28 protein-coding genes and 1 tRNA gene are annotated in these 26,488 nt (G+C 65.2%); 26 read left to right on the plus strand and 3 right to left on the minus strand.

Going from position 1 to position 26,488, the window contains the following annotated elements; genetic code table 11:
- Window positions 1–383: 383 nt before the first annotated feature.
- From rpsB to ACODRZ_RS00975, 3 genes are all read left to right on the plus strand, one after another.
- A complete protein-coding gene (gene rpsB / locus ACODRZ_RS00965; RefSeq protein WP_103094435.1) occupies window positions 384–1,139 on the plus strand; it encodes a 30S ribosomal protein S2 in 756 nt (251 codons plus the stop codon).
- A 120-nt stretch (window positions 1,140–1,259) separates the two neighbouring features.
- A complete protein-coding gene (tsf, locus tag ACODRZ_RS00970) occupies window positions 1,260–2,183 on the plus strand; it encodes a translation elongation factor Ts (RefSeq protein WP_488971055.1) in 924 nt (307 codons plus the stop codon).
- A gap of 167 nt (window positions 2,184–2,350) precedes the next feature.
- Window positions 2,351–2,890 (plus strand): carboxymuconolactone decarboxylase family protein, encoded by a 540-nt coding sequence (locus ACODRZ_RS00975; protein WP_488971056.1) that lies wholly within the window; start codon window positions 2,351–2,353, stop codon window positions 2,888–2,890.
- Between the two features lie 193 nt (window positions 2,891–3,083).
- On the opposite strand, the gene ACODRZ_RS00980 is transcribed toward ACODRZ_RS00975, so the two are convergent.
- Window positions 3,084–3,692, minus strand: coding sequence for an NAD(P)-dependent oxidoreductase (locus ACODRZ_RS00980; RefSeq protein ID WP_488971057.1), 609 nt, complete (start codon window positions 3,690–3,692; stop codon window positions 3,084–3,086).
- Between the two features lie 54 nt (window positions 3,693–3,746).
- Between ACODRZ_RS00980 and ACODRZ_RS00985 the strand changes: the two genes are divergently transcribed.
- From ACODRZ_RS00985 to ACODRZ_RS01040, 12 genes are all read left to right on the plus strand, one after another.
- Window positions 3,747–4,178, plus strand: coding sequence for a winged helix-turn-helix transcriptional regulator (locus ACODRZ_RS00985; protein ID WP_488971058.1), 432 nt, complete (start codon window positions 3,747–3,749; stop codon window positions 4,176–4,178).
- Window positions 4,179–4,279: 101 nt separating this feature from the next.
- Window positions 4,280–4,999 carry a UMP kinase gene (gene pyrH / locus ACODRZ_RS00990; protein ID WP_488971059.1) on the plus strand — a complete coding sequence of 240 codons (720 nt, stop codon included), beginning with the start codon at window positions 4,280–4,282 and terminating at the stop codon, window positions 4,997–4,999.
- A gap of 3 nt (window positions 5,000–5,002) precedes the next feature.
- Entirely contained in the window at window positions 5,003–5,560 is a 558-nt protein-coding gene (gene frr, locus ACODRZ_RS00995) for a ribosome recycling factor (protein WP_429276038.1), read from the plus strand.
- Between the two features lie 31 nt (window positions 5,561–5,591).
- Window positions 5,592–6,281 (plus strand): polyprenyl diphosphate synthase, encoded by a 690-nt coding sequence (gene uppS / locus ACODRZ_RS01000; protein WP_488971060.1) that lies wholly within the window; start codon window positions 5,592–5,594, stop codon window positions 6,279–6,281.
- Window positions 6,268–7,041 carry a phosphatidate cytidylyltransferase gene (locus ACODRZ_RS01005; protein WP_488971061.1) on the plus strand — a complete coding sequence of 258 codons (774 nt, stop codon included), beginning with the start codon at window positions 6,268–6,270 and terminating at the stop codon, window positions 7,039–7,041. Before uppS ends, ACODRZ_RS01005 begins: the two co-directional genes overlap by 14 nt.
- Window positions 7,042–7,049: 8 nt before the next feature.
- Window positions 7,050–8,201, plus strand: a complete 1,152-nt coding sequence (locus ACODRZ_RS01010) for a 1-deoxy-D-xylulose-5-phosphate reductoisomerase (RefSeq protein ID WP_488971171.1) — start codon at window positions 7,050–7,052, stop codon at window positions 8,199–8,201.
- 13 nt (window positions 8,202–8,214) lie between these two features.
- Window positions 8,215–9,594 carry an RIP metalloprotease RseP gene (gene rseP, locus ACODRZ_RS01015; RefSeq protein ID WP_488971062.1) on the plus strand — a complete coding sequence of 460 codons (1,380 nt, stop codon included), beginning with the start codon at window positions 8,215–8,217 and terminating at the stop codon, window positions 9,592–9,594.
- Window positions 9,595–9,768: 174 nt separating this feature from the next.
- Entirely contained in the window at window positions 9,769–12,432 is a 2,664-nt protein-coding gene (gene bamA / locus ACODRZ_RS01020; protein ID WP_488971172.1) for an outer membrane protein assembly factor BamA, read from the plus strand.
- The gene (locus ACODRZ_RS01025; RefSeq protein ID WP_488971063.1) at window positions 12,432–13,169 is read left to right on the plus strand and encodes an OmpH family outer membrane protein; all 738 of its coding nucleotides are present in this window, start codon (window positions 12,432–12,434) and stop codon (window positions 13,167–13,169) included. Before bamA ends, ACODRZ_RS01025 begins: the two co-directional genes overlap by 1 nt.
- 15 nt (window positions 13,170–13,184) lie before the next feature.
- Complete coding sequence (gene fabZ / locus ACODRZ_RS01030) at window positions 13,185–13,637, plus strand: 3-hydroxyacyl-ACP dehydratase FabZ (protein WP_488971064.1); 453 nt, start codon at window positions 13,185–13,187, stop codon at window positions 13,635–13,637.
- Between the two features lie 145 nt (window positions 13,638–13,782).
- Window positions 13,783–14,010, plus strand: coding sequence for a 50S ribosomal protein L31 (gene rpmE / locus ACODRZ_RS01035; protein WP_008830262.1), 228 nt, complete (start codon window positions 13,783–13,785; stop codon window positions 14,008–14,010).
- 222 nt (window positions 14,011–14,232) lie between these two features.
- Window positions 14,233–14,802 (plus strand): superoxide dismutase family protein, encoded by a 570-nt coding sequence (locus tag ACODRZ_RS01040; RefSeq protein ID WP_488971065.1) that lies wholly within the window; start codon window positions 14,233–14,235, stop codon window positions 14,800–14,802.
- 139 nt (window positions 14,803–14,941) lie between these two features.
- Here the strand turns inward: ACODRZ_RS01040 and ACODRZ_RS01045 are convergent, their stop codons facing one another.
- The gene (locus ACODRZ_RS01045) at window positions 14,942–15,574 is read right to left on the minus strand and encodes a prolyl hydroxylase family protein (protein WP_488971066.1); all 633 of its coding nucleotides are present in this window, start codon (window positions 15,572–15,574) and stop codon (window positions 14,942–14,944) included.
- A gap of 178 nt (window positions 15,575–15,752) precedes the next feature.
- On the opposite strand from ACODRZ_RS01045, the gene ACODRZ_RS01050 reads away from it, so the two are divergent.
- The 10 genes from ACODRZ_RS01050 (at window position 15,753) to ACODRZ_RS01095 (ending at window position 24,220) form a co-directional block, all read left to right on the plus strand.
- Window positions 15,753–15,829 (plus strand) — tRNA-His (locus ACODRZ_RS01050).
- Between the two features lie 134 nt (window positions 15,830–15,963).
- A complete protein-coding gene (gene ccmC, locus ACODRZ_RS01055; RefSeq protein WP_488971067.1) occupies window positions 15,964–16,698 on the plus strand; it encodes a heme ABC transporter permease CcmC in 735 nt (244 codons plus the stop codon).
- Window positions 16,698–16,838: a hypothetical protein gene (locus tag ACODRZ_RS01060; RefSeq protein WP_197524414.1), complete on the plus strand. Its 141-nt coding sequence runs from the start codon at window positions 16,698–16,700 to the stop codon at window positions 16,836–16,838. Before ccmC ends, ACODRZ_RS01060 begins: the two co-directional genes overlap by 1 nt.
- Window positions 16,838–17,308, plus strand: coding sequence for a cytochrome c maturation protein CcmE (ccmE, locus tag ACODRZ_RS01065; protein WP_488971068.1), 471 nt, complete (start codon window positions 16,838–16,840; stop codon window positions 17,306–17,308). Before ACODRZ_RS01060 ends, ccmE begins: the two co-directional genes overlap by 1 nt.
- 13 nt (window positions 17,309–17,321) lie before the next feature.
- Window positions 17,322–19,289 (plus strand): heme lyase CcmF/NrfE family subunit, encoded by a 1,968-nt coding sequence (locus ACODRZ_RS01070; protein WP_488971069.1) that lies wholly within the window; start codon window positions 17,322–17,324, stop codon window positions 19,287–19,289.
- Window positions 19,286–19,837: a DsbE family thiol:disulfide interchange protein gene (locus ACODRZ_RS01075; RefSeq protein ID WP_488971070.1), complete on the plus strand. Its 552-nt coding sequence runs from the start codon at window positions 19,286–19,288 to the stop codon at window positions 19,835–19,837. Before ACODRZ_RS01070 ends, ACODRZ_RS01075 begins: the two co-directional genes overlap by 4 nt.
- On the plus strand, window positions 19,834–20,247 hold the full coding sequence (locus ACODRZ_RS01080) for a cytochrome c-type biogenesis protein (protein WP_488971071.1): 414 nt from the start codon (window positions 19,834–19,836) through the stop codon (window positions 20,245–20,247). Before ACODRZ_RS01075 ends, ACODRZ_RS01080 begins: the two co-directional genes overlap by 4 nt.
- Window positions 20,244–20,924, plus strand: a complete 681-nt coding sequence (locus ACODRZ_RS01085; RefSeq protein WP_488971072.1) for a tetratricopeptide repeat protein — start codon at window positions 20,244–20,246, stop codon at window positions 20,922–20,924. The genes ACODRZ_RS01080 and ACODRZ_RS01085 overlap by 4 nt, the downstream gene beginning before the upstream one ends.
- 124 nt (window positions 20,925–21,048) lie before the next feature.
- Window positions 21,049–23,001, plus strand: a complete 1,953-nt coding sequence (locus ACODRZ_RS01090) for a potassium transporter Kup (protein ID WP_488971073.1) — start codon at window positions 21,049–21,051, stop codon at window positions 22,999–23,001.
- A 103-nt stretch (window positions 23,002–23,104) separates the two neighbouring features.
- Entirely contained in the window at window positions 23,105–24,220 is a 1,116-nt protein-coding gene (locus tag ACODRZ_RS01095) for a TonB family protein (protein WP_488971074.1), read from the plus strand.
- Window positions 24,221–24,335: 115 nt separating this feature from the next.
- Here the strand turns inward: ACODRZ_RS01095 and ACODRZ_RS01100 are convergent, their stop codons facing one another.
- Window positions 24,336–25,001 (minus strand): extensin family protein, encoded by a 666-nt coding sequence (locus ACODRZ_RS01100; protein WP_488971075.1) that lies wholly within the window; start codon window positions 24,999–25,001, stop codon window positions 24,336–24,338.
- A 197-nt stretch (window positions 25,002–25,198) separates the two neighbouring features.
- On the opposite strand from ACODRZ_RS01100, the gene ACODRZ_RS01105 reads away from it, so the two are divergent.
- On the plus strand, window positions 25,199–26,344 hold the full coding sequence (locus tag ACODRZ_RS01105; RefSeq protein ID WP_488971076.1) for a phosphoserine transaminase: 1,146 nt from the start codon (window positions 25,199–25,201) through the stop codon (window positions 26,342–26,344).
- Window positions 26,345–26,488 lie beyond the last annotated feature (144 nt).

Below are 26,488 nucleotides of genomic sequence, written 5' to 3' on the forward strand. Positions count from 1 at the left end.
GTTCGGTTTCGCTCCACCCCCATCCTGTGGCCCCCTCTTTTTAGCCGCGAAACCTGAGCAATTTCCGATGTTTGCTGCGTTAGCCAATTTATTACCAGCTTTGCTTTGAGAAAACCCTCAGGCGCGGCGAGTTCCTGGTCAAGCCCTTGAAGAGGGCGGGAAATGGCCTTTTTGACGGTGAATTGACAAACGTTTGCGGCGAATTGGGACTGGATTTTGATGACCAAGGCGTCTAAGGGCGCCGCGTTCGCTTAGAGATTGTCCGGATTGTCCGGCGCGACTCGAAGTGGGCAATCCACATGGAAGGCGCACATACCGGTGCTGTCGCGGGGCCTCCGCGCGGTTCCTGCCTTCCAGAGGTTCAACCGGAAAGGAATTCTACTATGGCGGCACCTGTCGTCACCATGTCGCAGCTCATCGAAGCCGGCGCACACTTCGGTCACCAGACCCACCGCTGGAACCCGCGCATGAAGCCGTACATCTTCGGCGCGCGCAACGGCATCCACATCATCGACCTGTCGCAGACCGTGCCGCTCTTCGCGCGCGCTCTCGAATTCGTGCAGTCGACCGTCCAGGCCGGTGGCAAGGTCCTCTTCGTCGGCACCAAGCGCCAGGCGCAGGAGCCGATCGCCCAGGCAGCCCGCGCCTGCGGTCAGCACTACGTCAACCACCGCTGGCTGGGCGGCATGCTCACCAACTGGAAGACCATCTCGGGCTCGATCAAGCGCTTCAAGGCTCTTGAAGAGCAGCTGGCCGGCGACACCGCCGGTCTGACCAAGAAGGAAGTCCTTCAGCTGACCCGCGAGCGTGACAAGCTCGAGCTGTCGCTCGGCGGTATCCGCGACATGGGCGGCATCCCGGACGTGATGTTCGTGATCGACGCCAACAAGGAAGAGCTGGCGATCAAGGAAGCCAACGTCCTCGGCATCCCGGTCGTCGCCGTGCTCGACACCAACGTCAACCCGCAGGGCATCGCGTTCCCGATCCCGGGCAACGACGACGCCAGCCGCGCCGTGCGCCTGTACTGCGAAGCGATCGCCCAGGCCGCGACCAAGGGCGGCCGCGCCGCTGTGGTCGACAGCGGTGCCGACATCGGTTCGTTCGACGAGCCGGTCGCCGAAGAGGCTGTCGAGGCCTAATAGCCCGGCACGACGACACTTTCGTCACGGAATTGTCGCGCGCCGGGTCCATGTGGCCCGGCGCGCACCTGTTTAAAGGGGCCTCTACCGGCTCCCCACTCAATCAAGAGGAATTGAGCGATGGCTTACACCGCCGCTGACGTGAAGACCCTGCGCGAGCGCTCGGGCGCCGGCATGATGGACTGCAAGAAGGCTCTCGACGAGACGAACGGCGACATCGAAGCCGCGATCGACGCGCTGCGCGCCAAGGGCCTCGCCGCCGTTGCCAAGAAGTCCAGCCGCACTGCTGCTGAAGGGCTGGTCGGCATTGCCGTGACCGGCACCAAGGGCGTTGCCGTCGAAGTCAACTCGGAAACCGACTTCGTCGCCAAGAACGACCAGTTCCAGGACTTCGTGCGCAAGACCACCGAAGCCGCCCTGGGCGTTGCCGGTGACGACATCGAAGCGCTCAAGGCATCGGCCTACCCGGGTGGTGGCACCGTGACCGACGCGCTGACCAACAACGTCGCGACCATCGGCGAGAACCAGCAGGTTCGCCGCATGAAGACCGTCGAAGTGTCGGCCGGTCTCGTCGTTCCCTACATGCACAACGCTGCTGCGCCGAACCTCGGCAAGATCGGCGTGCTCGTCGCTCTGGAATCGGAAGCTTCGGCTGACGTTCTCGAAGCCCTCGGCAAGCAGATCGCGATGCACATCGCCGCTGCCTTCCCGCTGGCCCTGAACGCCGAAGACCTCGACGCCGAACTGATCGAGCGCGAGCGCAAGATCGCCCAGGAAAAGGCTGCCGAATCGGGCAAGCCCGAAGCCGTGCAGGCCAAGATGGTCGACGGTGCGATCGCCAAGTACGCCAAGGAAAACGCACTGCTCTCGCAGGTCTTTGTCATGGACAACAAGACCCCGATCCAGCAGGTCGTCGATCAGGCCGGCAAGGAAGCCGGCGCGAAGATCGTCCTCAAGGACTACGTGCGCTTCCAGCTGGGCGAAGGCATCGAGAAGGAAGTCACTGACTTCGCAGCCGAAGTGGCCGCAGCGGTCGCTGGCTGATCTCAAGCCTTCTTCGCTGAAGAAAACGTTCGGGCCGCAGGAGCATATGCTTCTGCGGCCCGTCTCGTTTGCGCCACCATAAAAAACATGCATGATTGACTTATTGGAGGGTCGGCGTAGCTTCCCGCATCGACCCGGCAAGATCCGGGCGTAACCGGAGAGGCCCCATGCGCGTAGAACTCGCTCCCCAGCCGCAGAATCCGATTCCGGACCTTTCGGTCCAGTACTCGCCCGAAATCGTCCGGGCTTCAGGCGCCTTCGCGATGGCGCCTTACCAGTATTCCAAGCTGTCGTTGCGGCTGTTCGAGGCTTGCCGCATCGCCACCGCCGTCATCAACGGCTGCACCGTCTGCATGAATTGGCGCGCGCAGCGGGACTTGCGGATCCTGGGCTATGAGGGCGGGGTGATCGAGCAGGGTAACGCGCCTGATGAGGCCATGTACCAGGCCGTGCTTGGCGGTGACCTCAGCAGCCTGACCGAGAAGGAGCGCCTAGCCGTGCGGTTCTCTCAGAAGATGGGCACCGACCCGCGCGGTCTGGCCGAGGACGAAGTGTTCTGGGCTCAGTTCAAAGGTGTGATGACCGACGTCGAGATCGTTGATCTGACGCACTGCACCGCTGCGTGGATGGCGATGGGCAGGGTGGCGCATGTGCTCGGCGTCGATGGGGTCTGTTCTATCGGCGGGCCTTTGGCGGAAGCAGCTTAAGGGGAGGAAAAGCAGGGATTTACCACCCCTGCACCCCGTGTACCGTCGAGGTTACGCGCGCAGCTTCGTCATGCGTGGGCGATGCGTCGGGAGACTTATGAGCCTGTGGCGCCATGTGGGGTTGAGGGTGCTGGGCGCGCGACGACGACAGTTCGGGGGTCTGGGGCGGTCGCCCCAGGACTTCCTTTTATTTTCAATAAGCCGCCGTAAACCTTTGTCGGGAATGCTTATGCGCTTCCAGTTCATCGACCATCGCGATCGCGTAATCGGCAAAGCTGATCTTGCTCTCGCCTGCCTCATCGATGACCAGTGCATCCCCGCCTGAACGGTAAGCGCCCGTGCGCGGGCCTTCGAAGATCAGCGCGGCGGGGGAGAAGAATGTCCAGTCCACGTCGTCTACCTCGCGTAGGGCGTCGAGGAAGGTGATGCCGCCCATCGCGAAAGTCTTCCACTCTTCGGGAAAGTCGGGCGTGTCGATCAGGCGCGTGCCGGACGCGACTTCGAGGCTGGCGGCGCCTCCGGTCACCAGCAGGCGCGGCACGCCCGCCTTGCGGATCGCGGACAGCAGGGTTTCGGCGGTGACGTCGAAGTGCAGGGCGCTGATGACGGCGTCGCTTCCGGCAATCAGGGCGGCGAGGGCCTCAGGGTCGGAGGCATCGCCGGCCGCAGCCGTTGTGCTCTCGCTGGTTACGATTTTTCCCGGATTGCGCGCGATGGCGAGGACTTCGTGGCCGCGCGCCGCAGCTTCCTTGGTGATCTCCGATCCGGCGCGGCCGCTGGCGCCGAGGACTGCAATCTTCATTTCCATTCTCCACCAGGTATCCAATGGTGACCAGATGTGGTATCGGCAATGCCCATGCAAGAAGGCACTTCCACCGCACCGGGTTACCTTGAGGGAACCGCCTGTCTCTCGCCCAACGTCTATGCGGGGGACTGCCCGACGCGGCAGTTGCTCGATCGTATCGCTGACAAGTGGAGTGTGTTGATCCTGACGACGCTTGGGGCTGGCGAGATGCGTTTCAACGGGCTCAAGCGGCATATCGACGGTATCTCGCAGAAGATGCTCAGCCAGACCCTGCGCTCGCTGGAGCGTGACGGACTGGTGCGCCGCGATGTGGTGCCGACGGTGCCGGTTTCGGTCAGCTATGGGGTGACACCGCTGGGGCGCGAACTGCTCGATGCGCTGCAGGCGATGATCGACTGGGCGGAAAGGCGGATGGGATCGGTGGCCTCGGCGCAAGTTGCCTATGATCGGCGTGAGGAACAACTGTCCGTAATGGCGCGCTGAACCAGGGTCATCCACAGTCCAAGCCCCTTGGCAATTGGCGCTCGCCCTCCTAAAGCCGGGGCCGTTCCAGTATTTCCGGCCCCCACAGGAGACCAAGCGGTATGTCATCCCCCTATAAGCGCGTCCTGCTCAAACTCTCGGGCGAAGTGCTGATGGGGAGCCAGCAGTTCGGGATCGACCCCGATTTCGTCGCGGAACTGGCCAAGGAGGTTAAGGCCGCCAAGGAAACCGGTCTCGAGATATGCCTCGTCATCGGCGGCGGCAACATCTTTCGCGGCATGGCGGGCGCTGCGCGCGGTATGGACCGCGCGCAGGCCGACTACATGGGCATGCTCGCGACCGTGATGAATGCGCTGGCGATGCAGAACGCGCTGGAGCAACTGGGCGTGGAGACGCGCGTGCAGTCCGCCGTGCAGATGGACCAGGTCTGTGAACCCGTGATCCGCCGCCGCGCCGAGCGTCACCTTGAAAAGGGCCGCGTGGTGATCTTCGCTGCTGGCGTTGGGGCGCCTTACTTCACCACCGATTCGGGCGCCGCCCTGCGTGCTGCCGAGATGAAGTGCGACGCCCTGCTCAAGGGCACCAGCGTCGATGGCGTCTACGACAGCGATCCGAAGACCAATCCGGACGCCAAGCGTTACGACACCGTCGATTACGACACCGTCCTCGCCGACAACCTGAAGGTGATGGACGCCTCCGCCGTGGCCCTGTGCCGCGACAACAGCATTCCGATCGTCGTGTTCTCGATCCGCGAGCAGGGCAATCTGGCCACCGTCCTTGCGGGTGGCGGCACCAAGACGATCGTTCAGAAAGGAGCCTGAACCATGGCAAAGTACGACAAGGCGGATCTCGAGCGCCGCATGAAGGGCGCGATCGATGCGCTCAAGCACGACCTCTCGGGCCTGCGCACCGGCCGCGCCAACACCGCGCTGCTCGAGCCGATCACCGTGACCGTCTACGGCAGCGCGATGCCGATCACTTCGGTCGCCACGATCTCCGCGCCCGAACCGCGCATGCTTTCGGTGCAGGTGTGGGACAAGTCCAACATCGGTCCGGTCGAGAAGGCGATCCGTTCGGCCGGTCTGGGCCTCAACCCGATCAACGACGGCAACACCCTGCGCCTGCCGATCCCGGACCTGACCGAGGAGCGCCGCAAGGAATTGGCCAAGCTCGCCAGCTCCTATGCCGAGAAGGCGCGCGTCGCCGTGCGCAACGTGCGCCGCGACGGCATCGAGAACCTGAAGGCCGACGAGAAGAAGAAGGAAATCTCGGAAGACGACCGCAAGCGCGGCGAAACCGAAGTCCAGAAGCTGACCGACGAGATGGTCAAGGCCCTCGACGAGGTCTTCGCGGCCAAGGAAAAGGAAATCCTCGGCAAGTGAGCCTGTTGCGCTTCGCTGAGAAGGGAGCCTGATGGCCAAGGACGAATCTCTGCGCGCCCGTCATGTCGCCATCATCATGGACGGCAACGGACGCTGGGCGAAGAAGCGCCTGCTTCCGCGCGCGGTAGGCCACCAGCGCGGCGTGGAGGCGGTGCGCCGCGTCGTGCGCGGGGCGCGCGAACTGGGGCTGGAGGCACTGACCCTCTACGCCTTCTCGACCGAGAACTGGCGGCGGCCCGAGGACGAGATTTCGGACCTGATGAGCCTGATGAAGCGCTTCATCCTTTCCGACCTCGATGAATTCGCGGCGGCTGGCGTGCGCCTCAAGATCATCGGCGACTACACTGCGTTCAAGCCCGAATTGGTCGATCTCGTCGAAGGCGCGATGGCCAAGACCGCGCACAATACCGAGACGACGCTGGCGGTGGCGCTGAATTACGGCTCGCAGGACGAGATTGCCCGCGCGGCGACCAAGGCGGCGGCGAAGGGGCCGATCACGCCCGAGACTATCGCGGCGGAACTGGACACCGCCGACCTGCCGCCGCTCGACCTGCTGATCCGCACTTCGGGCGAAGTGCGGCTGTCGAACTTCCTGTTGTGGCAGGCGGCTTATGCCGAGATGCTGTTCACCGACGTACTCTGGCCGGACTTCACCGCGGATCACCTGCGCGATGCGCTGAGCGCCTTCACCACTCGCGAGCGGCGCTATGGCGGGCGCTGAGCCTCCGGCGAAAGGCACCTCCGACCTCAAGGTGCGCACGCTTTCCGCCATCGTCATGATGGCGGTGGCCGGAACCGCGCTGTGGCTGGGCGGCCCGGTGTGGATCGCCTTCGTATGCGCGGTCTCGGTCGGTGTGCTGTGGGAGTGGATCAGGCTTGCCCGTCGCATCACGCCGGGACCGGGCGCGCGGGCGGCGTGGAACTTCGTGGGCATGCTCTATGTCGGCATCGGCGCGGCCATGCTGCTGTTTCTGCACAACGATGCCTTCACGCTCGCACCGATCCTGACCCTGCTGGTGACGGTGATCGCGGTGGACGTGGGCGCCTATTTCACCGGCCGCACTTTGCGCGGGCCGAAGATCGCGCCGTCGATCAGCCCGTCGAAGACGTGGTCGGGCCTGATGGGCGCGGTGCTGGGCGCGACCCTTGCGCTCTTCACTGCCGCGCGGTTGTGGCAGGAGGGCGCGATCCGCCTGACGCCTGATGTGTCGGCGGCGAACGCGGTGTCGTGTTTTGGCACGCAGCCCTGCTGGTATGCGACGGCGGGCGCGGCGCCGCTGTTTGCGACCTGTCTCGCGGCCGGACTGCTGGTGGCGGTCTGCGCGCAGGCGGGCGACTTTTTCGAAAGCTGGATGAAGCGCCGGGCCGGTTTCAAGGACTCGGGCAACTTCATTCCGGGACACGGCGGGTTCTTCGACCGGGTTGACGGATTGCTGGCAGTGCTGTTCCTGCTCGCGGTGGCTATCGTGGTGTTGGCATGACCGGTTCTATGCGCTCCCTGACGGTGCTTGGCGCGACCGGCTCGATCGGCGCCTCGACGCTCGACTTGATCCGCCGCAATCGCGACGAGTGGCGCGTGGTGGCGCTGACTGCGCATTCCAATGCGGCCGAACTGGCGAAGCTGGCCCGGGAATTCGGAGCCGAGGTCGCCGTCGTCGCCGATGAGGGGCACTTGCCTGCTCTGCGGGAGGCGCTTGCGGGTTCCGGGATCGAAGCGGCAGGCGGCCCCGCCGCGCTGATCGAGGCGGCTGCGCGCGGCGCTGACGTCACCGTCGCGGCGATCGTCGGCTGTGCCGGCCTTGCGCCGACGATGGCGGCTATCGAGGAGGGCGGTATCATCGCCCTCGCCAACAAGGAGGCGCTGGTCTCCGCGGGCGAGGTGATGATGGCCGCCGTGGCGCGCCATGGCGCGACGCTGCTGCCCATCGATTCCGAGCATAACGCGATCTTCCAGTGCCTCACTGGCAATGACCATGCCCATGTGCGCTGGATCACCCTGACTGCCAGCGGCGGTCCGTTCCGCGACTGGTCGTGGGAGCGTCTGAGCGCCGCCACCCCGGCCGAGGCGGTGCGCCATCCCAACTGGGACATGGGCGCGAAGATCAGCGTCGATTCGGCGACGATGTTCAACAAGGGCCTCGAACTGATCGAAGCCTACCACCTGTTCCCCGTCGGCCTCGACAAGCTGCGGATCATCGTCCACCCGCAGTCGGTGGTGCATTCGATGGTCGAGTACCGCGATGGCTCGACCCTGGCGCAGCTTGGCCCCTCGGACATGCGCGTGCCGATCGCCTCGGCGCTGGCCTGGCCCGCGCGCATGGACACGCCCTGCGCCCCGCTCGACCTTGCCGAGATCGGCGAACTGACGTTCCGCAAGCCCGACGAAGTACGCTTTCCCGCCACCCGCCTCGCGCGCGAGGCGGCGCAGGCAGGCGGGGCGATCCCCGCCGTGCTCAACGCCGCGAACGAAATCGCGGTTGCCGCGTTCCTTGGCGGTCAGATTTCGTTCACCCGTATCTCTGCACAAGTGGAAGACGTGCTAGGCTCGTATGCACCGCCGCCGCCCGGCAGCCTCTCCGACGTCCTCGAAGTGGACACGGAAGCCCGGGCGAGGGCGCGCGTACTCGTGACCAGCACCTGAAGAGAGGCATAGCTTGACCGGTTCACCAGGAATTCTGACGACGATTTTCGCCTTCCTCCTGGTGCTGGGGCCGCTGGTCCTGATTCATGAGTTGGGGCACTATCTCGTCGGCCGCCTGTTCGGCGTGAAGGCGGACGCCTTTTCCATCGGCTTCGGCAAGGAACTGGCAGGCTGGACCGACAAGCGCGGCACCCGCTGGAAGCTCTCGGCGCTGCCTTTGGGCGGCTACGTCCAGTTCGCGGGCGACATGAACCCGACGAGCGCGCCGAAGCCCGACGACGTAAACCTTTCCCCGCGTGAGCGGGCGCAGACCTTCCATTCCAAGCCTCTGTGGCAGCGCGCGCTGATCGTCTTCGCCGGGCCGCTGACCAACCTGCTGCTGTGCGTCGCGATCTTCGCCGGGTTCTTCTCGATCTACGGCCGCGTCGTAAACGATGCGGAGATCAGCGGCTTTACCGCCAACTCGCCCGCGCAGGCTGCGGGTATGCGCGTCGGCGACCGCATAGTCGCGATCGACGGCGACAAGGTCGACGGAGCCACCGACGTGCCGGGCCGCGTTGCGTATTTCCCTGGCAAGACCCTGCCCATCGCGGTGGAACGGGGAGGGCGCACGATCGTCCTGCCGGTGAAGCTGGCGACGCAGGAATTCAGCGACCAGTTCGGCAACAAGGCGAAGATCGGTGACATCGGCGTGCGGATGATGCCGCCCGTCGTCGGCGGCTTCTACGGCGATTCGCCGGCGGAGGATGCGGGGCTCAAGGTCGGTGACCGCATCGTCGCGGTGAACGGCAAGGCCATCACCAGCTTTGAGGACATTCCCGAACTCATCCGCCCGCAGGCGGGGCGCAGCGTCGATCTTTCGGTGCGGCGCGACGGTGAAGTTCGGACCTTCCCGGTCAAGGTGACTGAGGGCTCGATTCCGGACGCGCAGGGCAAGCCGCAGAAAGTCGGCCAGATCGGCGTCCGTGCAGGCCGCTTCGAGCAGGTCGGCCCGGTCGATGCCGTAGCCCTGGGTTTCCAGCAGAGCTTCCGCGCCATGGGCAACATGGTGACCGGGATCACCCAGATCTTCACCGGCGATCGATCGGTCCGTGAACTGGGCGGCCCGATCAAGATCGCACAGTATTCCGGGCAGACTTTCACGCTGGGCTGGGAGGCCTTCGTGGAGTTCGCCGCGCTGATCTCGATTAACTTGGCATTCATCAACCTCCTGCCAATTCCTGGCCTCGACGGCGGACATCTGGCTTTCTACGCGGCTGAACTGGTCCGGCGCAGGCCCCTGGGTGCACGCAGTCAGGAATGGGCGATCAAGACAGGTGTGGCGCTGGTGCTGGCGCTGATGGTCTTCGTCACGGTCAACGACCTGGCCTCTCTCCCCATTTTCGGGGGATAGCCTGGAGGGATTCACGAGCGATCACAATATTGCCGGGTTTTGTCTGCTTGATTGGTCCGGCTCCATCGGGCAGATGGCTGCGATTGCCTGCGGGTCTGGGTGCGCTCCCGCCGGTGGTCTGTTTTTCATCGCGAAAGCGAATACGGGATTTTGCGTAGAATGATCGGACGGGAAATGGTTCGCGGCACTGGATCGCGCCGCGCCGGAGCCCTTTGGGGCTCGCAAGTCGCAGCAGTGCTTCTGGGGACCACCATCCTTGCAGGGATGCCCATGGAGGCTTCGGCGCAAGGCGCAAAGACCGGCAAGCGTGCCCCGCTTCCTGCTGCGCCCGCTGCTCCGGCTCCGGCAGTCGTGGCACCGGTGGAGGAAGGCCAGCCGATCCAGACCATCGTGGTGAAGGGCGCCGAACGTCTCGAGCCGCAGACGGTCCTCTCCTACATCAAGATGCGTGTCGGCCAGAACTACACCAAGGTTTCCGCCGACGCCGCGCTCAAGGACCTTTACGGCACGGAACTGTTCAAGGACGCGCAGGTCGCCTTCGACAACGGTGTGGTGACAATCACGGTTCAGGAAAACCCGGTCGTCAACCGCATCATCCTTGAAGGCAACAAGCGCATCAAGGACGACAAGATCCTTCCCGAGATCAAGGTCGCGCCGCGCCAGATTTTCACACGTTCCAAGATCCGCGCCGACGTTGCCCGCATCATCGAGCTGTACAAGCGCCAGGGTCGCTACGCCGCGACCGTCGAGCCGAAGATGGTCTCGCTCGACCAGAACCGCGTCGACATCGTCTTCGAGATCACCGAGGGCGACAAGTCCAAGGTCCGCCAGATCAACATCATCGGCAACGAGCATTTCTCGGCCGGCGAACTGCGCGGCCAGATGGTGACTAAGCAGGCGCGCTTCACCCGCCTGTTCAGCTCCGGCACCAGCTACGACCCTGACCGCATGGCCTTCGACCAGCAGAAGCTGCGCCAGTTCTACCTGACGCAGGGCTATGCCGATTTCCGCGTCGTCTCGGCCGTCGCCGAACTGACGCCGGACAAGAAGGACTTCATCATCACTTACGTGGTGGAGGAAGGTAAGCGCTACAAGTTCGGCGACGTGAAGGTCGAAAGCCAGCTGCGCGACTTCGACGGCGAAAAGATGGCGAAGAACCTGCCCATGCACAAGGGCGACTGGTACAACGCCAAGCAGGTCGAAGACACGATCGACAGCCTGAACGAGACTGCCGGTGCTTTTGGCTATGCTTTCGCCGACGTGCGGCCGCAGTACGATCGCGACAAGGAAAACCTCACCATGGGGCTGACCTTCGTGATCCAGGAGGCACCGCGCGTCTATGTCGAGCGTATCGACATCAACGGCAACACGCTGACCCAGGACAAGGTGATCCGCCGCGAGTTCCGTCTCGCCGAGGGTGACGCCTTCAACTCGCTGCAGGTCAAGCGTTCGACCAACCGCATCAAGTCGCTCGGCTACTTCCAGGAGAAGTTCGAGGTCGAGCAGAAGCCGGGCAGCGCCGACGATCGCATCCTGCTGGAAGCCAACGTCGAGGAAAAGCCGACCGGCGAACTCCAGCTTTCGGCCGGTTTCTCGAGCCTTGAAAGCTTCATCTTCCAGGCCTCGATCCGTCAGCGCAACTTCCGTGGTCGGGGGCAGACGGTCGGCCTTTCGGGCAGCATCTCGCGCTATTCGAAGAGCATCGAGGCGAGCTTCGTCGAGCCGTACCTGTTCGACAAGAACGTGTCGCTGGGCGTGAATATCTATCGCCGCGACTACAACAGCTTCAACTACTACAACTCCGACCGCAACACGACCTACGAGCAGTCGACCACCGGCTTCCAGGTCCGCGCGGGCGTGCCGCTGACCGAGTACCTGACCGCCGTGGCCAGCTATACGCTGAACTATGATGACGTCAGCCTGGATAAGAGCACGTACTATTCGTATCGTCAGGAACCCACCGACCTCTACCAGTGCGACCCGCTCTATGCTGGCCGTTACTTGTGCGATGCGATCGGCAAGCGCCTGAGTTCGATCATCGGCACTTCGCTGATCTACGATACGCTCGACAACCGGGTCCGCCCGACGCGCGGCACCACCGCTTCGATCAACGTCGATTTCGCGGGCCTGGGCGGCGACGTGAAGTACGCGCGCATTCGCGGCAATGCGTCGAAGTTCTTCAACATGGGGCACGGCTTCATCTTCTCGCTGTCCGCTGAAGGCGGCGCGATCAAGGGTCTGTCGGGTCAGGATATCCGCCTGACCGACCGCTTCTACCTCGGTCAGCCGCAGTTCCGGGGCTTCGCGATCCGCGGCGTCGGCCCGCGCGTGCTGCGCAAGCAACTCGACACCGACGGCAACGTCACGACCAATCGCGACAACTGGACCGATGACTCGCTCGGCGGCAACTACTACTACATGGGCCGTGCGGAGATGGAAATTCCGCTGGGTTCGGGCGCGCGTGAGATGGGCCTGCGCCCGTCGATCTTCGCCGACGTCGGTGCGGTCTGGAGCGTCAAGAAGCCGACGCTCACGCAGTGCGATCCCGGCTGTATTCCGACGTATTACACCAAGGATACCGACGGCAACAACACGACGACGACGACGACGTCTTCCACTGACTCGAGCGGTCGTCAGCTCACCGCGACCGGCGGCTATGCCTACAATTTCGTCGAGGAATTCGCAGGCGATACGTGGAAGCCGCGTGTCGCAATCGGTATCGGCGTGAACTGGAACTCGCCGTTCGGCCCGTTCCGCATCGACTTCTCGCGCGTTCTGCTCAAGCAGGACGGCGACGATCCCAAGGCATTCAACTTCAACGTGGGAACCCAGTTCTGATGACTACCAAGAACAAGACCGTCGCGCTGGCCGCGAAGAAGATTGGCGCGCTGGCTGCTGGCCTCGCGTTCGCCGCCGTCTCGGCACAGCCCGCGCTTGCCGCGAAGCCCGCTCCGGCTGCTGCTCCGGCAACCGGCGGCACCATCGTGCAGGGCCTCGGCGTCGCCAGCTTCGACGCGGTGATCGCCAACTCGAATGCGTTCAAGACCGCCGAAACCCAGCGCCAGACCACGTTCAAGGCGCAGTTCGACCAGGCGCAGACCCGCCAGAACGCGCTCAACGCTCAGATCAAGCCGCTGATCGACAAGTTCAACGCCGATCGCCAGGGCGGCAAGGCCACTCAGGCGCAGCTTGAGCAGCAGGCGGGGTCGATCCAGCAGATCCAGGAGAACGGCAAGGCCGAACTCCAGCGCATCCTGCAGCCGGTCGGCCTGTCGCAGGCTTACGTCAACGAGCAGATCGAGGACAAGCTGAACGACGCGGTCAAGGCCGCGATGACCAAGAAGGGCGTCTCGATCCTGATCTCGCCCGACGCGATCCTCGCGGTCAACGGCGGCGCCTACAACCTCAACCAGGACATCCTGAACGAGCTGAACACGTCGATCCCCTCGGCGCAGCTGGTTCCGCCCGCCGGTTGGGAACCGCGCCAGGTTCGTGAACAGCGTGCGCAGCAGGCTGCCGCGCAGGGCCAGGCTCCGGCCGGCGCGGCTCCCGCGACGCAGCCCTCGGGCCGCTGATCGGACGTCACGGGCATGAGCGATAAGGCCGAAATCGTGTACGATACCGCGAAGATCCTGGCGGCGCTTCCGCACCGCTACCCGATGCTGCTCGTCGACCGCGTGGTCTCGATCTCCGAGGAGGAGATCGAGGCGGTCAAGGCGGTGAGCTTCAACGAGGACTTCTTCCAGGGGCACTTTCCCGGCCGACCGATCATGCCCGGCGTCCTCCAGATCGAGGCGCTGGCGCAGGCTGCGGGGATCCTCGCGATCGAGAGCCTCGGCCTCGCCGGAACCGGCAAGCTGGTGTATTTCATGGCGATCGAGGACGCGAAGTTCCGCGCTCCCGTGACCCCGGGACACCTGCTGACGCTGCGCACCGGCTTCGTCCAGAAGCGTTCGCGCGTGTGCAAGTTCTGGGGCAAGGCCTCCATCGACGACAGGGTGACCTGCGAGGTCAACTTCACGGCGATGATCGCGGACGCCTGAGGCGGAACCTCTCATTCCCCTCCCGCTTGCGGGAGGGGGCAGGGGTAGGCTTCTTCACCCTTGCATTTCGCCGCGCTTCACTGTAAGCGCGCCGCTTTCCAAGCCAGGCCGGTCGGAACCGGCTACATGCGAAAGAGATAGACCCATGAAGGCCGATACGCATCCCGACTACCACACCATCACGGTGCAGATGACCGACGGCAGCACCTTCCAGACCCGCTCGACCTGGGGCAAGGAAGGCGACACGCTGGTTCTGGACATCGACCCGACCTCGCACCCGGCATGGACCGGCGGCAAGGCACAGCTTCAGGACGGCGGCCGCGTGGCCCAGTTCAACAAGCGTTTCGGCGGTCTCACGCTCAAGAAGAACTGATCGGGCGGGGCTTCGCGCTTCCGAACATCAGCTTCACGAAGAAGGCGGTCCTTGGGGCCGCCTTTTTTGTTGTCGGTCTCCTGCACGAAATTTCATCGCCAGTTGCGATTGCCTTTCATGTGCAGAGCTTTAGGGTCGCGGATGTTCACGTGGGGGCGGGGGAACGTCCATGCGTGCGGCTGCGTTTCGCAGCCATCCAGCCCGAAAGACCGGAGATACGATATGAAGCGATCCTCCCGCATCCTCGCCGCCTCGGCGGTCCTGCTCTCGCTCGCCGGCGCTGCCGGTGCGGCTGATGAACATACCGGCCACTCCGCAACGACAGCGGCTGCGGCGCCGATGATCCATGCCGATCTGATCGGGCTGGACGGCAAGACCATCGGCATGGTCATGCTGCAGGAGACCCCGGCAGGCGTCCTCGTCAGCGCCGAGGCCAAGGGCATTCCGGCGGGTGAGCACGGCTTCCACTTCCACCAGAAGGGCGTGTGCGACACCGCGACCAAGTTCGACAGTTCGGGCGGCCACTTCACCGGCGGCGATCACCAGCACGGCTACATGGTCGCGACCGGCCCGCATGGCGGTGACATGCCGAATCAGAATGTCGGCGCGGACGGCCTGCTCAAGACGCAGGTGCTGAATTCCGGCGTGACGCTCTCGCCGGGGCCGAAGTCGCTGCTCGACGCGGACGGTTCGGCGCTGGTGATCCACGCAGGCGTGGACGACTACACGAGCCAGCCTTCGGGCAATGCCGGCGGGCGCATCGCCTGCGCGGTGATCGCTGCGGCCAAGTAAGCCGGACTGCCAGCCGTCCCGGGCTCATCCCGGGACGGCTGGCGGCTTTTACCGATGGGGGTTCGACAAGCTCAGCCTGAGCGGATTTGAGAAGTCCTCTCTATTCCGCTCAGGCTGAGCTTGTTGAACCCCCATCGGTTCACCCCCAGGGCCGCTCGCGATACCATTGCGTGATGACGTACTTGCGGCCCTTGCGCACCTTCATCGCGTGATGAAGCGTCGCCGCGTTACAGCTGCCGTCGGCTCGGCGGTTGTTCCAGCCGATGAGCTTGCCGGTCTCGGGCTGGATCATCTTGTCGATGACTTTGAAGCGGGTCGCGCCCCCGGCCTCGACATCGTTCAGGTAGATCATGAAGGTCCAGGTCCGCTGTCCGGGCACCTTGCAGTATTTCTCGAAATCGGCGCTGTCGGGCTCGAAATAATCGGTGTGTGCCTTGAACTCCTGCCCGACTTCATAGCGCTGTCCCTGCAGTGGTTCCGCATGGGCAAGGTCGATGCCGGAAAGGCGGGATAGCGCCCGCGCCAGTTCGTCAACCACCGGATAGTCGCGTGACAGGTCGCAGGTCGAACTGGTGCGGAAGGCATCGTCTCCGTTGTAGTCGGCGATGGTCGAGGGGCGGTTGTTGGTTTCGATCAGGTCGACCAGTTGGGCGCAGCGATCGGCGTCGAGGAACTCGCGCAGAATGAACAGGTCGAGCCGGGACGATGGGAAGCGCTGAACGCCGGGGTGGGATAGCAGTCTTGCAGCCGATGATTCGCCGGGTCCGTCCATGTTCGGACCTTAGCCACGGTCGGGGCGCAGGAAAATCGCGAGCAGGGCAGCCGGCAGGTAAATTTCGCTCGCCCTCATTTTTGCTTTGCAAGAATCCGCGCGCTGTGCAAAAGGCGCGCTCCGCACCGGATGCAGCAGCGTCCGATGCAGGACGCGGCGCCTCTCGAGTGCGCCTGTGGCGATCGTAGCTCAGTTGGTTAGAGCGCCGGTTTGTGGTACCGGAGGTCGTGGGTTCGAACCCCATCGATCGCCCCATTTTCTCCCTTTTACCACAGTGTGATGCTCATAGCGGCATCATGATACCAATGCCCGATTGGCGCATGAAAAGCGCTGTGCTTTGATCTGAGTCACTTGCTCCTTTCAACACGCACTATAGAAGCGCGCCTGTCATGCACGGCTTTGCCAATCCCGCCCGTTTTCTGCGCATCGCCCGCTGGCTGATGCCCCTGTGCATGGGCACGGGACTGGTCGTCGCCTTCGCGGCGCTGGGCTGGGGGCTGTTCGTCGCCCCTGCCGAGCGCCTGCAGGGAGAGACGGTGCGCATCGTCTATCTCCACGTGCCCGCCGCCTGGCTGGGCATGGCCGGGTGGATGGGCATCGCGGGTGCGAGCTTCACCGAACTCGTCTGGCGTCATCCGCTCGCGGCCATCGCGGCGAAGGCTTGCGCGGTGCCGGGCGCGGTTTTTACCGCCGTCTGCCTGCTTACAGGTTCGCTGTGGGGGCGTCCTGCGTGGGGAACATGGTGGGTATGGGACGGACGGCTGACCTCGATGCTGGTGCTTCTGTTCCTCTACTTCGGGTGGATGGCGCTGTCGCAGGCGAGCGAGGCTGCGGACGGCGGCCAGAATCGTGCGCCCGCCATCTTCGGGTTCGTCGGCGCGGTGAATGTGCCGATCATTCATTACTCGGTGATCTGGTGGAACAGCCAGCACCAGCCGCCGAGCATCACCGTGGGCAAGTCCGCGATGTCGGGCGATTTTCTGGTGCCGCTGCTTGCCGCGATGCTCGGTTTCACGCTGATCTTCGCAGGCGTCGTGCTGGCGCGGATGCGTGCGATCCTGGCCGAGCAGCAGGCCGAGGCGCGGCTGCGCAGGAAAGCGCGTGCCGAAGTGGAGGCGTTCTGATGCGTGAGGCGATGGACCCATGGACCTTCGTGGTCGCGGCCTATGTAGTCGGCATCGGCGCGACGCTGGCGATGGTCGCATGGGCGCTGCTTTCGATGCGCCGCGCAGAAAAGCGCCGTGATTCGGCGAGGAACCGCTGATGGCGACGGTCGCCAAGAGCCCGATCAAGGCCAAGCACCAGCGCCTTGTGCTGCTGATCGTCGCGCTGGTCGTGCTCATCGGGGCGGCGTTGCTCGCCGCATGGGCGCTGCGCAATCAGGCGAGCTATTTCTACGTGCCGAGCGAGATCGTCGCCAAGCCGCCCGAGCCCGGCCGCGCCGTGCGTCTCGGCGGCATGGTCGAGAAGGGCTCGCTCAAGACAGCGGCGGACGGCGTGACGATCAATTTCGTTGTCGGGGACGGCAAGGCGCGCGTGCCGGTGACCTTCAAGGGCATCGTCCCCTCGCTCTTCGTCGAGGGATCGGGCGTCGTCGCCGAGGGCAAGATGGGGACGGACGGCACATTCGTCGCCGACAACCTCCTTGCCAAGCATGACGAGAACTACGTGCCCCGCGAGATGCAGGACATGTCCAGGGAACAGGCCCAGAAGGTCATGCAAGAAACCAAATGATCGCTGAACCCAAATGATCGCTGAACTAGGTCTTGCCGCCCTCTGGCTGGCCGCAGCGCTGGCGGCGCTGCAACTCGTTTCCGGGGCGCTGGGTCTGACGGAGCGCGGCGCGGTGCTCGGCGGGGCGGTGCGTCCCGTGGCAGTGGTGCAGGGCGCGCTGGCGCTATTGGCCTTTGCCTGCCTCATCTATGTCTTTTCGGTCACCGACCTGTCGGTGAAGCTGGTCGCGCTCAATTCGCATTCGATGAAGCCGCTGGTGTTCAAGATCGCCGGGGCCTGGGGCAACCATGAGGGCTCGATGCTCCTGTGGGTGACGGTAATGGGGCTGGGCGGCGCCTTCGTGGCGCTCGTCGAGAAGCGCCTGCCCGAGCGCACCATGCTGGCGACGCTGGCCGGGCAGGCGTTCGTGAGCCTCGGTTTCTACGCCTTCCTACTGATCGCCTCCAACCCGTTCGAGCGGCTGTCGCCGGTGCCGATGGAGGGCAACGGGCTTAATCCGTTGCTGCAGGATCTTGGCCTCGCGTTCCATCCGCCGACGCTCTACCTCGGCTATGTCGGGCTCTCGATCGCGTTCAGCTTTGCGATCGGTGCGCTGGTGACGCGCGAGGTCGGCCCGGCGTTCGCCAAGGCGATGCGCCCGTGGGTGCTGGGCGCGTGGATATTCCTCACCGTGGGCATCACCGCTGGTTCGTACTGGGCCTATTACGAACTGGGCTGGGGCGGCTGGTGGTTCTGGGACCCGGTCGAGAACGCCTCGCTGATGCCCTGGCTGGCGGCGACGGCACTGCTCCATTCGTGCGGCGTGCTGGCGGCGCGCAATGCACTGCGCGCCTGGACGATCATGCTGGGCGTGGTTGCGTTCTCGATGTCGATGATCGGCACGTTCCTGGTGCGCTCGGGCATCCTGACGAGCGTGCATGCCTTTGCCGTCGATCCGCAGCGCGGCACGTTCATCCTCGCGCTGCTGGCGATCTACATCGGCGGCGCGCTGGTGCTGTTCGGCCTGCGCGCCGCGACGGTGACCGAGGGTGAGCGCTTCGCCTTCGTCAGCCGCGAGGGCGCGCTGGTGGTGAACAATGTGATGCTCTCGGCGATCCTGGGCATCGTGCTGTTCGGCACGCTCTACCCGCTGTTCGCAGAGGCAATGGGAGCCAAGGTCTCGGTCGGGCCGCCATACTTCAATCCGATGAGCGCGCTGTTCGCGGTGCCGATGCTGGTAGTACTCATGGTCGGGCCGCTGCTGCGCTGGCGGCGGGACAAGTTCGGCCGCGTCGGCCGCGGGCTGGTGATCCCCGCAATGCTGGTCGTCGCGGGCGGGATCGGCGTGCTGGTTCTGGGCGGTGTTGCGCTGCTGCCCTGGATCGGTCTTGCGCTCTCGGTCGGGCTCGGCTGGGCCAGCCTGCTGCCGCTCAAGGGCCGCAACCTGCGCCGCACACCGCTGCCGATCTGGGGCATGGTCGTCGCGCACTTCGGCATTGCCGTCGCTCTGTTCGGCATGAGTAGCGAGAGCGCCTTCTCGGTCGAGAAGCTGGTCGCCGTGCGCATGGGCGAGGTCACGCAAGTCGGCCCATGGGGCGTCAAGCTCGACACCGTCGAGCCTGTCGCCGGTCCGAACTGGACGGCGATGGAGGCGCGCCTGCTGGTGCGCTACGGTATCGACGGTAAGGTGACGCGCATGCTCCCGCAGTCGCGCAGCTTCTGGGCACCGCCGCAGCAGACCAGCGAGTCGGCGCTGCTGACGCGCTGGAACGGCCAGCTTTACGCCGTGCTCGGCGGCGAGGCGCCCAAGGTCGATGGCGAGAAGGGTGCCCGCTGGCAGCTGCGCCTGTGGTGGAAGCCCTTCGCGCCGCTGATCTGGATCGGCGGCCTGCTCATCGCGCTGGGCGGCCTGCTGGCGCTGCTCGGCCGGGTGGCGGCAGACGTGCGGCGGATCGTCGCGAAGGACAAGATCGCTTATCGGCGCGAGAAGCAGGGACGATGAGCGAGAACACTCCGAAAGCCCCTCGTTGGGCGATCTGGCTGCCGCTGGCGCTGTTCCTCGGCTTCGTGGCGCTGGTGATCGTCGGGCTCTATCGTCCGGCGGACCGCAACGTCGCCTCCGCGCTCGTCGGCAAGCCGATGCCGCAATTCGACCTGCCGGCCGCCTTGCCGGGACGGCCCGGCCTCGACAGCAAGGTGCTCGCCAACGGCAAGCCGCACCTCGTCAACATTTTCGCCAGTTGGTGCATTCCCTGCCGCGTCGAGGCGCCGCAACTCGGAGCGCTGGCCAAGGCCGGGGTCCCGATCGAAGGCATCTCGGTGCGCGACACGACCGAGAACCTGCAGAGCTTCCTTCAAACGAACGGTGACCCGTTCCAGCGCATCGGCGCGGACGACGACGGCAAGGTGCAACTGGCGCTCGGCTCGTCCGGCGTTCCGGAGACTTACGTGGTCGATGGCAAGGGCACGATCGTCTACCAGCACATCGGCGAAATCCGGCCTGAGCACCTCGGCCTGCTGCTCGATAAGCTGAAGGAGGCGGACCAGTGAAGCGCCTCATCGCTCTCGTCGCTCTCGCATTTGCTTCGCCGGTATTCGCGCAGGAAGAACAGTCCACTGCGCCTTACGCCTACCGACAGCTCGACGATCCGGCGCAGGAAACCAAGGCGCAGGACCTCATGGAAACCCTGCGCTGCCTTCAGTGCCAGGGCCAGTCGATTGCGGATTCGGACGCGCCGATCGCGGGCTCGATGCGCTCGCTGGTTCGCGAGCGGATCAAGGCGGGCGAGACTCCCGAACAGATCCGCGCCTGGCTGATCGAGCGCTACGGCGACTACGTCAGCTATGCACCGCAGCTCACCGGCCTGACCTGGCCGCTGTTCGCGGTGCCGGGCGTGCTGCTCCTCATCGCCTTCCTGCTGCTGCGGCGCCGCTTTTCCGCAAAAGGAGCCGGGCAGTGACTTGGGTTTTCGTGATCGGCCTTGCCGTCCTCGTGCTGGCGGTGCTGCTTTTCGTATTCAAGGTGCCGCGCGGATGCCGCGAGGCGGTGGCTTCGGCGCTGCTGCTCGGCATCGCGGGATACGTGACGCAGGGCTCGCCGAGCTTGGCAGGAGCGCCGAAGGATTCGGCCGAGTCCGTGTCCGCCGACCCCGCTGCGCTGGTCGAAGGCCGCGCCAAGGTCACCAACAGCGGCATCCCGACCAACAACCGCTGGGTGGTGATCGCCGATGGCCTCGCCCGCAACGGTCAGTATGCCGATGCCGCCGAAGTCCTTCGTGGGGCGATCGAGGATGACCCGAAGAATGCCGACGCCTGGCTGGCGCTAGCCAATTCGCTGGTCGCCCACGCGGACAACATGCTGACGCCGCCCGCGCTCTACGCCTACCAGCGTGCGATCGACGCGGAGCCGGATGCGCCCGGCGCACGATTCTTCCTCGGCTTGGCTTACGCGCGCGAGGGCAAACTCGCCGAGGCGCGTGCCTTGTGGGTGGATGTTGTGAAGTCCGCACCCGAGGATGCGCCGTGGCGCCTGCCGCTCGCCCAGCAACTGATGCGTCTCGACGCCGCTATCGCGGCGCAAAGCGGGCAGGCTCCGGCCGAATCGGCGCCCGTTCAGCCCGGCCCGGCCAATCCCTGAACGGAACATTGCCGCCGGGCGCGGGGATTGTAAGTATCGTTGCTTGGCCCCATTCATGCTGCTAACGGCGCAAGCCTGCCGCAGCCGCTCTAGCGTGTCTGCGAGTCCATTACAGGACGCATGAATGAGTGATTCTCCAGCAGACACACCTTACGTTCCTTCGACGGCGGGTGAGTCTCACAGTTCGGGCGGCCATCACGGCCAGGGCTCGGGCAATATCACCAAGCTCGCGCTTGGCGCGGTCGGCGTCGTCTTCGGCGACATCGGCACCAGCCCCCTCTATGCCTTTCGCGAAACCTTCGTCGGCCCGCATCCGCTGGCGATCGACGAACTGCACGTTCTCGGCGTCGTCAGCCTGATCTTCTGGTCGATGACGCTGGTGGTGTCGGTGCAATACGTCGGCGTGCTGATGCGTGCGGACAACAAGGGGCAGGGCGGCAGCCTCGCGCTCGTCGCGCTGATCTCCGGCGCGATCCGCAAGTCCGGCTACGGCCCGCTGGTGGTGCTGCTGGGCGTCTTCGCGACCTCGCTGTTCTACGGCGACTCGATGATTACCCCGGCGGTGTCGGTTCTCTCGGCGGTCGAGGGCCTTACCGTCGTCCAGTCCGACCTCGCGCCCTTCGTGCTGCCGATCGCGCTGGTGCTGCTGATCGCGCTGTTCGTCATCCAGAAGAGCGGCACCGCCAAGATCGGCGCGCTGTTCGCGCCGGTCATGGTGACCTACTTCACCGTGCTCGCAGTGCTGGGCATCTACCATCTGGTCCAGATGCCCGAGGTGCTGGTGGCGCTGAACCCGTGGTACGCGATCCAGTTCTTCCTGACCGACAAGATCCTCGGCTTCCTCGCGCTCGGCTCGGTGGTGCTGGCGGTGACGGGGGCGGAGGCGCTCTATGCCGACATGGGGCATTTCGGGCGTGGCCCGCTGCGCCTTTCGTGGTTCGCCTTCGTGATGCCCTGCCTGCTCATCAACTACTTCGGGCAGGCGGCGATGATCCTCGGCCTCGACGATGCGCAGGCGGCGGTCGCGATGGAGAACCCGTTCTTCAACCTCGCGCCCGAATCGCTGCGCCTGCCGCTGGTGATCCTGGCGACCTGCGCCACCTTCATCGCCAGCCAGGCGGTGATCTCAGGCGCGTTCTCGATCACCCATCAGGCGATGCAACTGGGCTTCATCCCGCGCCTCTCGACCCGCCACACCAGCGAGCACGAGGCGGGGCAGATCTACATCCCCTTCGTCAACTGGGCGCTGATGACCGGCGTGATCGTACTGGTCCTGGTGTTCCAGAACTCGTCGAACCTCGCTTCGGCCTACGGCATCGCGGTGACCGGCGCGATGCTGATCGACACCTGCCTGATGGCGGTGATGCTGCTGGTCGTGTGGAAGTGGAACAAGGCGCTGGCGGTGCCGGTGATCGTCACCTTCTTCGTGGTGGACGGCGCCTACTTCGCCGCCAACGCCACCAAGATCCCCGACGGCGGCTGGTTCCCGCTGATGATCGGCGGCATCGCCTTCACCCTGCTGACGACGTGGAACAAGGGCCGCCGCCTCATGCGCGACCGCATGACAGAGGCCGCGCTGCCGCTCAACGTCTTCGCCAAGAGCGCCCACGGCAGCGCCGCGCGGGTGCCGGGCACGGCGATATTCATGGCGTCGAGCAACATGGGCGTGCCCTCGGCGCTGCTCCACAACATCAAGCACAACAAGGTGCTGCACGAGCGCGTCGTGGTGCTGACGGTGGAAGTGCAGGACGGCCCCTATGTGGAGCCGGAGGACCGCTTCACCGTCGTCGATCTGGGGCAGGGGTTCTATCGCCTGACGCTGCGCTACGGCTTCATGGAGGAGACCGACATTCCCGCCGCGCTCGCCCATGCGCCGATGTGCGGCGGCCCGTTCGAGATGATGAAGACCAGCTTCTTCCTCTCGCGCCAGACACTGGTGCCCTCAGAGAAGCCGGGCATGGCGATCTGGCGCGAAAAGCTGTTCGCGTGGATGATGCGCAATGCGGCGAGCGCGATGGAGTTCTTCCGCCTGCCGACGAACCGCGTGGTGGAACTGGGCAGCCAGCTGGAGATTTGATGCGTCGACTTCGGCGCCCAACCGCATCGATTGTGGTGCCGATCTGTCCTTGTCCTGTCTTGGCAACGTGTTAGCCTGAAATCTCCGGACAGGGAGATCAGGCATGGTGGCAGCGGCTCTGGCAGTTCTGATGGCGGTGGCGGCGCCTCCTGCGGTCCCTCCGCCGCCGGTCGTCGCCGATGAATTTCGCCGTTCGAGCGAACGCGGCCTTGCCGCCTGGACTCCCGGGGAGGTGCGCTGTGATGGCGGCGCTCTCGTCTCCGGCGCGCCGCTGCGCCGTCCGCTGAACACCATCGGCTGGCGCGGGCCGAACGCGCAGCAGTCGGTGACGCTGCGTTTCGACATCGACGCCAGTGGCCGACCTGTCTCGATCACGCGCGGGGATGCCCGCTTCGTGCCCAACGACGACATCGCGCCCGCGCTCGCCGCCAGTCGGTTCCCGTCCAAGGCGCACAGCGCCTGCTCGGTGACGTATGCGGTCGCGGTCGCGCCTTTCGCCACCGCCGCAGTGCCCGATCTGGTGTCCTACACGGTGACGCCGCTGAACGGACGGCTGCCGATGCCGGGCTGGGAGCGCATCCGCGAAGGCAGCAACTGCGCCGACGCCCCCCGCCCGCAGCCTCTGGTGCGCGCGCTCCCCGACTTCGGCAAGCTCCCTGGCACCCCCGGCATGAAGGAATGGGCGCTGGTGACCTACGACACCGATGCGGGCGGCAAGCCGGTGAACGTGCGGATCGGAACCGGCACCGGGAACAAGGCGCTCGACGCGGCGGCGGTCAAGGCGATGCGCGAATCTCGCTTCACCGGCGGCGCGCGCAAGGGGTGTTCCTATCCCTACTGGCGCCAGCCCGAAGTGCTGGCCGCGCCGCCGATGCCGGAAAAGAGCGCGTTTCCCGCAGGCGACAAGTGCCCGGCCGGGCAGGACTGGGCGAGCCAGCCGGTGCTGCGCTTCCCGCAGGCCTACAACCGCCGCCGGATCGAGGGCTGGGCGGTCGTCAGCTACGACATCGCGCCGTGGGGGGCGGTGGGCAATGCCAAGGTGCTGGCAGCGCAGCCTTCCGACGATTTCGGGCGGCAGGCGCTGCAGGTGATCCAGTCGGCCAAGGCGGTGCCCTCGCAGGAAGGCCGCAGCGGCTGCATCGAACGCATTCGCTTCGCGATCCATCCCGAAGCGGGCGACAGCGACGACGTAGCCGATCCGGTCATCCTCGGCGGCTGAGCCCCTCTGTTCGCAGAAAGCGTCACTTCGTCATTGCGAGCGCTGCGAAGCAATCCAGAGCGGTTTAGGCTGCCTTGGATTGCTTCGCAGCGCTCGCAATGACGAAGGGGCGTCGTCAGCGGCAGAAATTCGCGCCGTCCGCCTCCAGATGAAAGTGGTTCTCGTGCGCAGTATTGTAAGCGGGTCCCAGCGTCGTGCCGAAGCGCTTGCAGGCGCTGTCGTGGACTACGCGCAGGAAGCGGCGTTCGGCCGGGGTGCCGCCGTTCCAGTCGGCCAGCACGGTGATGCGCCGTCCGTCGCCAAGGACGAAGCCCGAGACGTCGATGGCATTGGCACTGGCATGACCCGACCGGCGTGAAGTGCCCGCGACGTTGCGGCACGAATAACTGCCGAACGTCTCGATCTTCACCAGTCGGCTGCCGAGGATCTGCTGCGCCGCACGGTCCACGCCGTAGCGTGCCCAGCCCGCAAATGCCGTCGATGTTGCGCAAGTCACGGGGCCGAGCCCGGAAACGGTCACCGTGGCGTCGTCTGTGTTGAGCGCGGCCAGCTTGACCGTCCCCACCGTGGAGCAGGCGCTGCCGTACCAGCGATCCTCGACCGGGGTGAACACGGCCTGCTGCGCGCTGAGAGTCGACAGGCACTGGCGCAGCTCAGGGCGCGGCGGCGAGGGTCGGGGGCGACTCGCCGTGTGATTCGGCCGTCGGTTCGAAGGCGCCGGACGGTCGATGCACCCGCTCATCAGGGCCAGCAGGGGAAGGGCGAACAAAATTCTACGCATGGTCCAAGCCCTTGGGGGGAGTGCCTTAACCTGTGCTTATCCGTGCCTTACACGGCGACAGGGCGCCATATGCGTGCGGTCGTTGTACACAGTGAACTGGCCTGCAAGACGATTGACATCCCCGTGGGCGACATTAGGAGCGGCTCCGGGCCACGCGGTCCCAACGCCGCGCGTGCTCTCTGTAAGGAGAGTCAGAAATGACTGATTTGATTGCCGTTCCCGCGCGTAAACCTGCTCGTCCGCATTTCTCTTCCGGACCTTGCGCCAAGCCGCCCGGCTATTCCCCCGAAAAGCTCGCTACCGAATCGCTGGGTCGTTCGCATCGTGCGAAGATCGGCAAGACTCGCCTCGCCTACTGCATCGACCTGATGCGCGAAGTGCTGCAGCTGCCCGACACCCACCGCATCGGCATCGTCCCCGGTTCCGACACCGGCGCCTTCGAGATGGCCATGTGGACCATGCTCGGCCAGCGCGCCGTGACCACGGTTGCATGGGAAAGCTTCGGCGAAGGCTGGGTGACGGACGCGGCCAAGCAGCTCAAGCTCGATCCCACCGTGATCCGCGCCGACTACGGCCAGCTGCCTGACCTCACCCAGATCGATTTCAGCACCGATGTGCTGTTCACCTGGAACGGCACCACCTCGGGCGTGCGCGTCCCCAACGCCGACTTCATCCCCGACGACCGCGAGGGTCTGACTTTCGCCGACTCGACCTCGGCGGTGTTCGCCTACGACATCGACTGGTCGAAGATCGACGTCGCCACCTTTTCCTGGCAGAAGGTTCTGGGCGGCGAGGGCGGTCACGGCGTCCTCATCCTCGGCCCCCGTGCGGTCGAGCGTCTGGAAACCTACACCCCCGCATGGCCGCTGCCGAAGGTGTTCCGCCTTGTTTCGAAGGGCAAGCTCGCTGAGGGCGTGTTCAAGGGCGAGACGATCAACACCCCCTCGATGCTCGCCGTCGAGGATGCGATCTTCGCGCTGGAATGGTCGAAGTCGCTGGGCGGTCTCAAGGGACTGCAGGCCCGTTCGGACGCCAACGCCGCTGCGCTGGGCAAGATCGTCGCCGAGCGCGACTGGCTCGGCCACCTCGCGGTGGACGAGGCGACCCGTTCGAAGACCTCGGTCTGCCTGACCGTCGAAGGTGCCGACGCCGACTTCATCAAGAAGTTCGCCGCCCTGCTCGAAAAGCAGGACGCCGCCTATGACGTCGCCGGATACCGCGATGCCCCTGCGGGCCTGCGCATCTGGTGCGGCGCCACGGTCGATACTCAGGACATCGAGGATCTCGGTCCCTGGCTCGACTGGGCCTACGCCACCGTCAAGGCCGAGCAGGTCGCAGCGTAAAATCTGACCGTCATCCCAGCGAAAGCTGGGATCGCTGGCCGCCACGCGCGCCCTGTCGTGCAAGGCCGATAGCGGTCCCAGCCTACGCTGGGATGACGGGGGGATTTCATCGCGCGATCCGATCTTACTCCGCGATTTTCTTCG

It is taken from the genome of Novosphingobium sp. FG90 (assembly GCF_057808725.1).

Excerpts from the sequence above, each read along its gene's own strand:
- ACODRZ_RS01060 (WP_197524414.1), top strand. The coding sequence starts at position 16,698 with ATGCGTGAGGCGATGGACCCATGGACCTTCGTGGTCGCGGCCTATGTA.
- frr (WP_429276038.1), top strand. The coding sequence starts at position 5,003 with ATGGCAAAGTACGACAAGGCGGATCTCGAGCGCCGCATGAAGGGCGCG.
- ccmE (WP_488971068.1), top strand. The coding sequence starts at position 16,838 with ATGGCGACGGTCGCCAAGAGCCCGATCAAGGCCAAGCACCAGCGCCTT.
- ACODRZ_RS01005 (WP_488971061.1), top strand. The coding sequence starts at position 6,268 with ATGGCGGGCGCTGAGCCTCCGGCGAAAGGCACCTCCGACCTCAAGGTG.
- ACODRZ_RS00985 (WP_488971058.1), top strand. The coding sequence starts at position 3,747 with ATGCAAGAAGGCACTTCCACCGCACCGGGTTACCTTGAGGGAACCGCC.
- ACODRZ_RS01025 (WP_488971063.1), top strand. The coding sequence starts at position 12,432 with ATGACTACCAAGAACAAGACCGTCGCGCTGGCCGCGAAGAAGATTGGC.
- ACODRZ_RS01095 (WP_488971074.1), top strand. The coding sequence starts at position 23,105 with ATGGTGGCAGCGGCTCTGGCAGTTCTGATGGCGGTGGCGGCGCCTCCT.
- ACODRZ_RS01010 (WP_488971171.1), top strand. The coding sequence starts at position 7,050 with ATGCGCTCCCTGACGGTGCTTGGCGCGACCGGCTCGATCGGCGCCTCG.
- pyrH (WP_488971059.1), top strand. The coding sequence starts at position 4,280 with ATGTCATCCCCCTATAAGCGCGTCCTGCTCAAACTCTCGGGCGAAGTG.
- ccmC (WP_488971067.1), top strand. The coding sequence starts at position 15,964 with ATGCACGGCTTTGCCAATCCCGCCCGTTTTCTGCGCATCGCCCGCTGG.
- ACODRZ_RS01040 (WP_488971065.1), top strand. The coding sequence starts at position 14,233 with ATGAAGCGATCCTCCCGCATCCTCGCCGCCTCGGCGGTCCTGCTCTCG.
- ACODRZ_RS01070 (WP_488971069.1), top strand. The coding sequence starts at position 17,322 with ATGATCGCTGAACTAGGTCTTGCCGCCCTCTGGCTGGCCGCAGCGCTG.
- ACODRZ_RS00975 (WP_488971056.1), top strand. The coding sequence starts at position 2,351 with ATGCGCGTAGAACTCGCTCCCCAGCCGCAGAATCCGATTCCGGACCTT.
- ACODRZ_RS01075 (WP_488971070.1), top strand. The coding sequence starts at position 19,286 with ATGAGCGAGAACACTCCGAAAGCCCCTCGTTGGGCGATCTGGCTGCCG.
- tsf (WP_488971055.1), top strand. The coding sequence starts at position 1,260 with ATGGCTTACACCGCCGCTGACGTGAAGACCCTGCGCGAGCGCTCGGGC.
- ACODRZ_RS00980 (WP_488971057.1), bottom strand. The coding sequence starts at position 3,692 with ATGAAGATTGCAGTCCTCGGCGCCAGCGGCCGCGCCGGATCGGAGATC.
- uppS (WP_488971060.1), top strand. The coding sequence starts at position 5,592 with ATGGCCAAGGACGAATCTCTGCGCGCCCGTCATGTCGCCATCATCATG.
- fabZ (WP_488971064.1), top strand. The coding sequence starts at position 13,185 with ATGAGCGATAAGGCCGAAATCGTGTACGATACCGCGAAGATCCTGGCG.
- rpmE (WP_008830262.1), top strand. The coding sequence starts at position 13,783 with ATGAAGGCCGATACGCATCCCGACTACCACACCATCACGGTGCAGATG.
- ACODRZ_RS01105 (WP_488971076.1), top strand. The coding sequence starts at position 25,199 with ATGACTGATTTGATTGCCGTTCCCGCGCGTAAACCTGCTCGTCCGCAT.
- bamA (WP_488971172.1), top strand. The coding sequence starts at position 9,769 with ATGGTTCGCGGCACTGGATCGCGCCGCGCCGGAGCCCTTTGGGGCTCG.
- ACODRZ_RS01090 (WP_488971073.1), top strand. The coding sequence starts at position 21,049 with ATGAGTGATTCTCCAGCAGACACACCTTACGTTCCTTCGACGGCGGGT.
- ACODRZ_RS01100 (WP_488971075.1), bottom strand. The coding sequence starts at position 25,001 with ATGCGTAGAATTTTGTTCGCCCTTCCCCTGCTGGCCCTGATGAGCGGG.
- ACODRZ_RS01045 (WP_488971066.1), bottom strand. The coding sequence starts at position 15,574 with ATGGACGGACCCGGCGAATCATCGGCTGCAAGACTGCTATCCCACCCC.
- rpsB (WP_103094435.1), top strand. The coding sequence starts at position 384 with ATGGCGGCACCTGTCGTCACCATGTCGCAGCTCATCGAAGCCGGCGCA.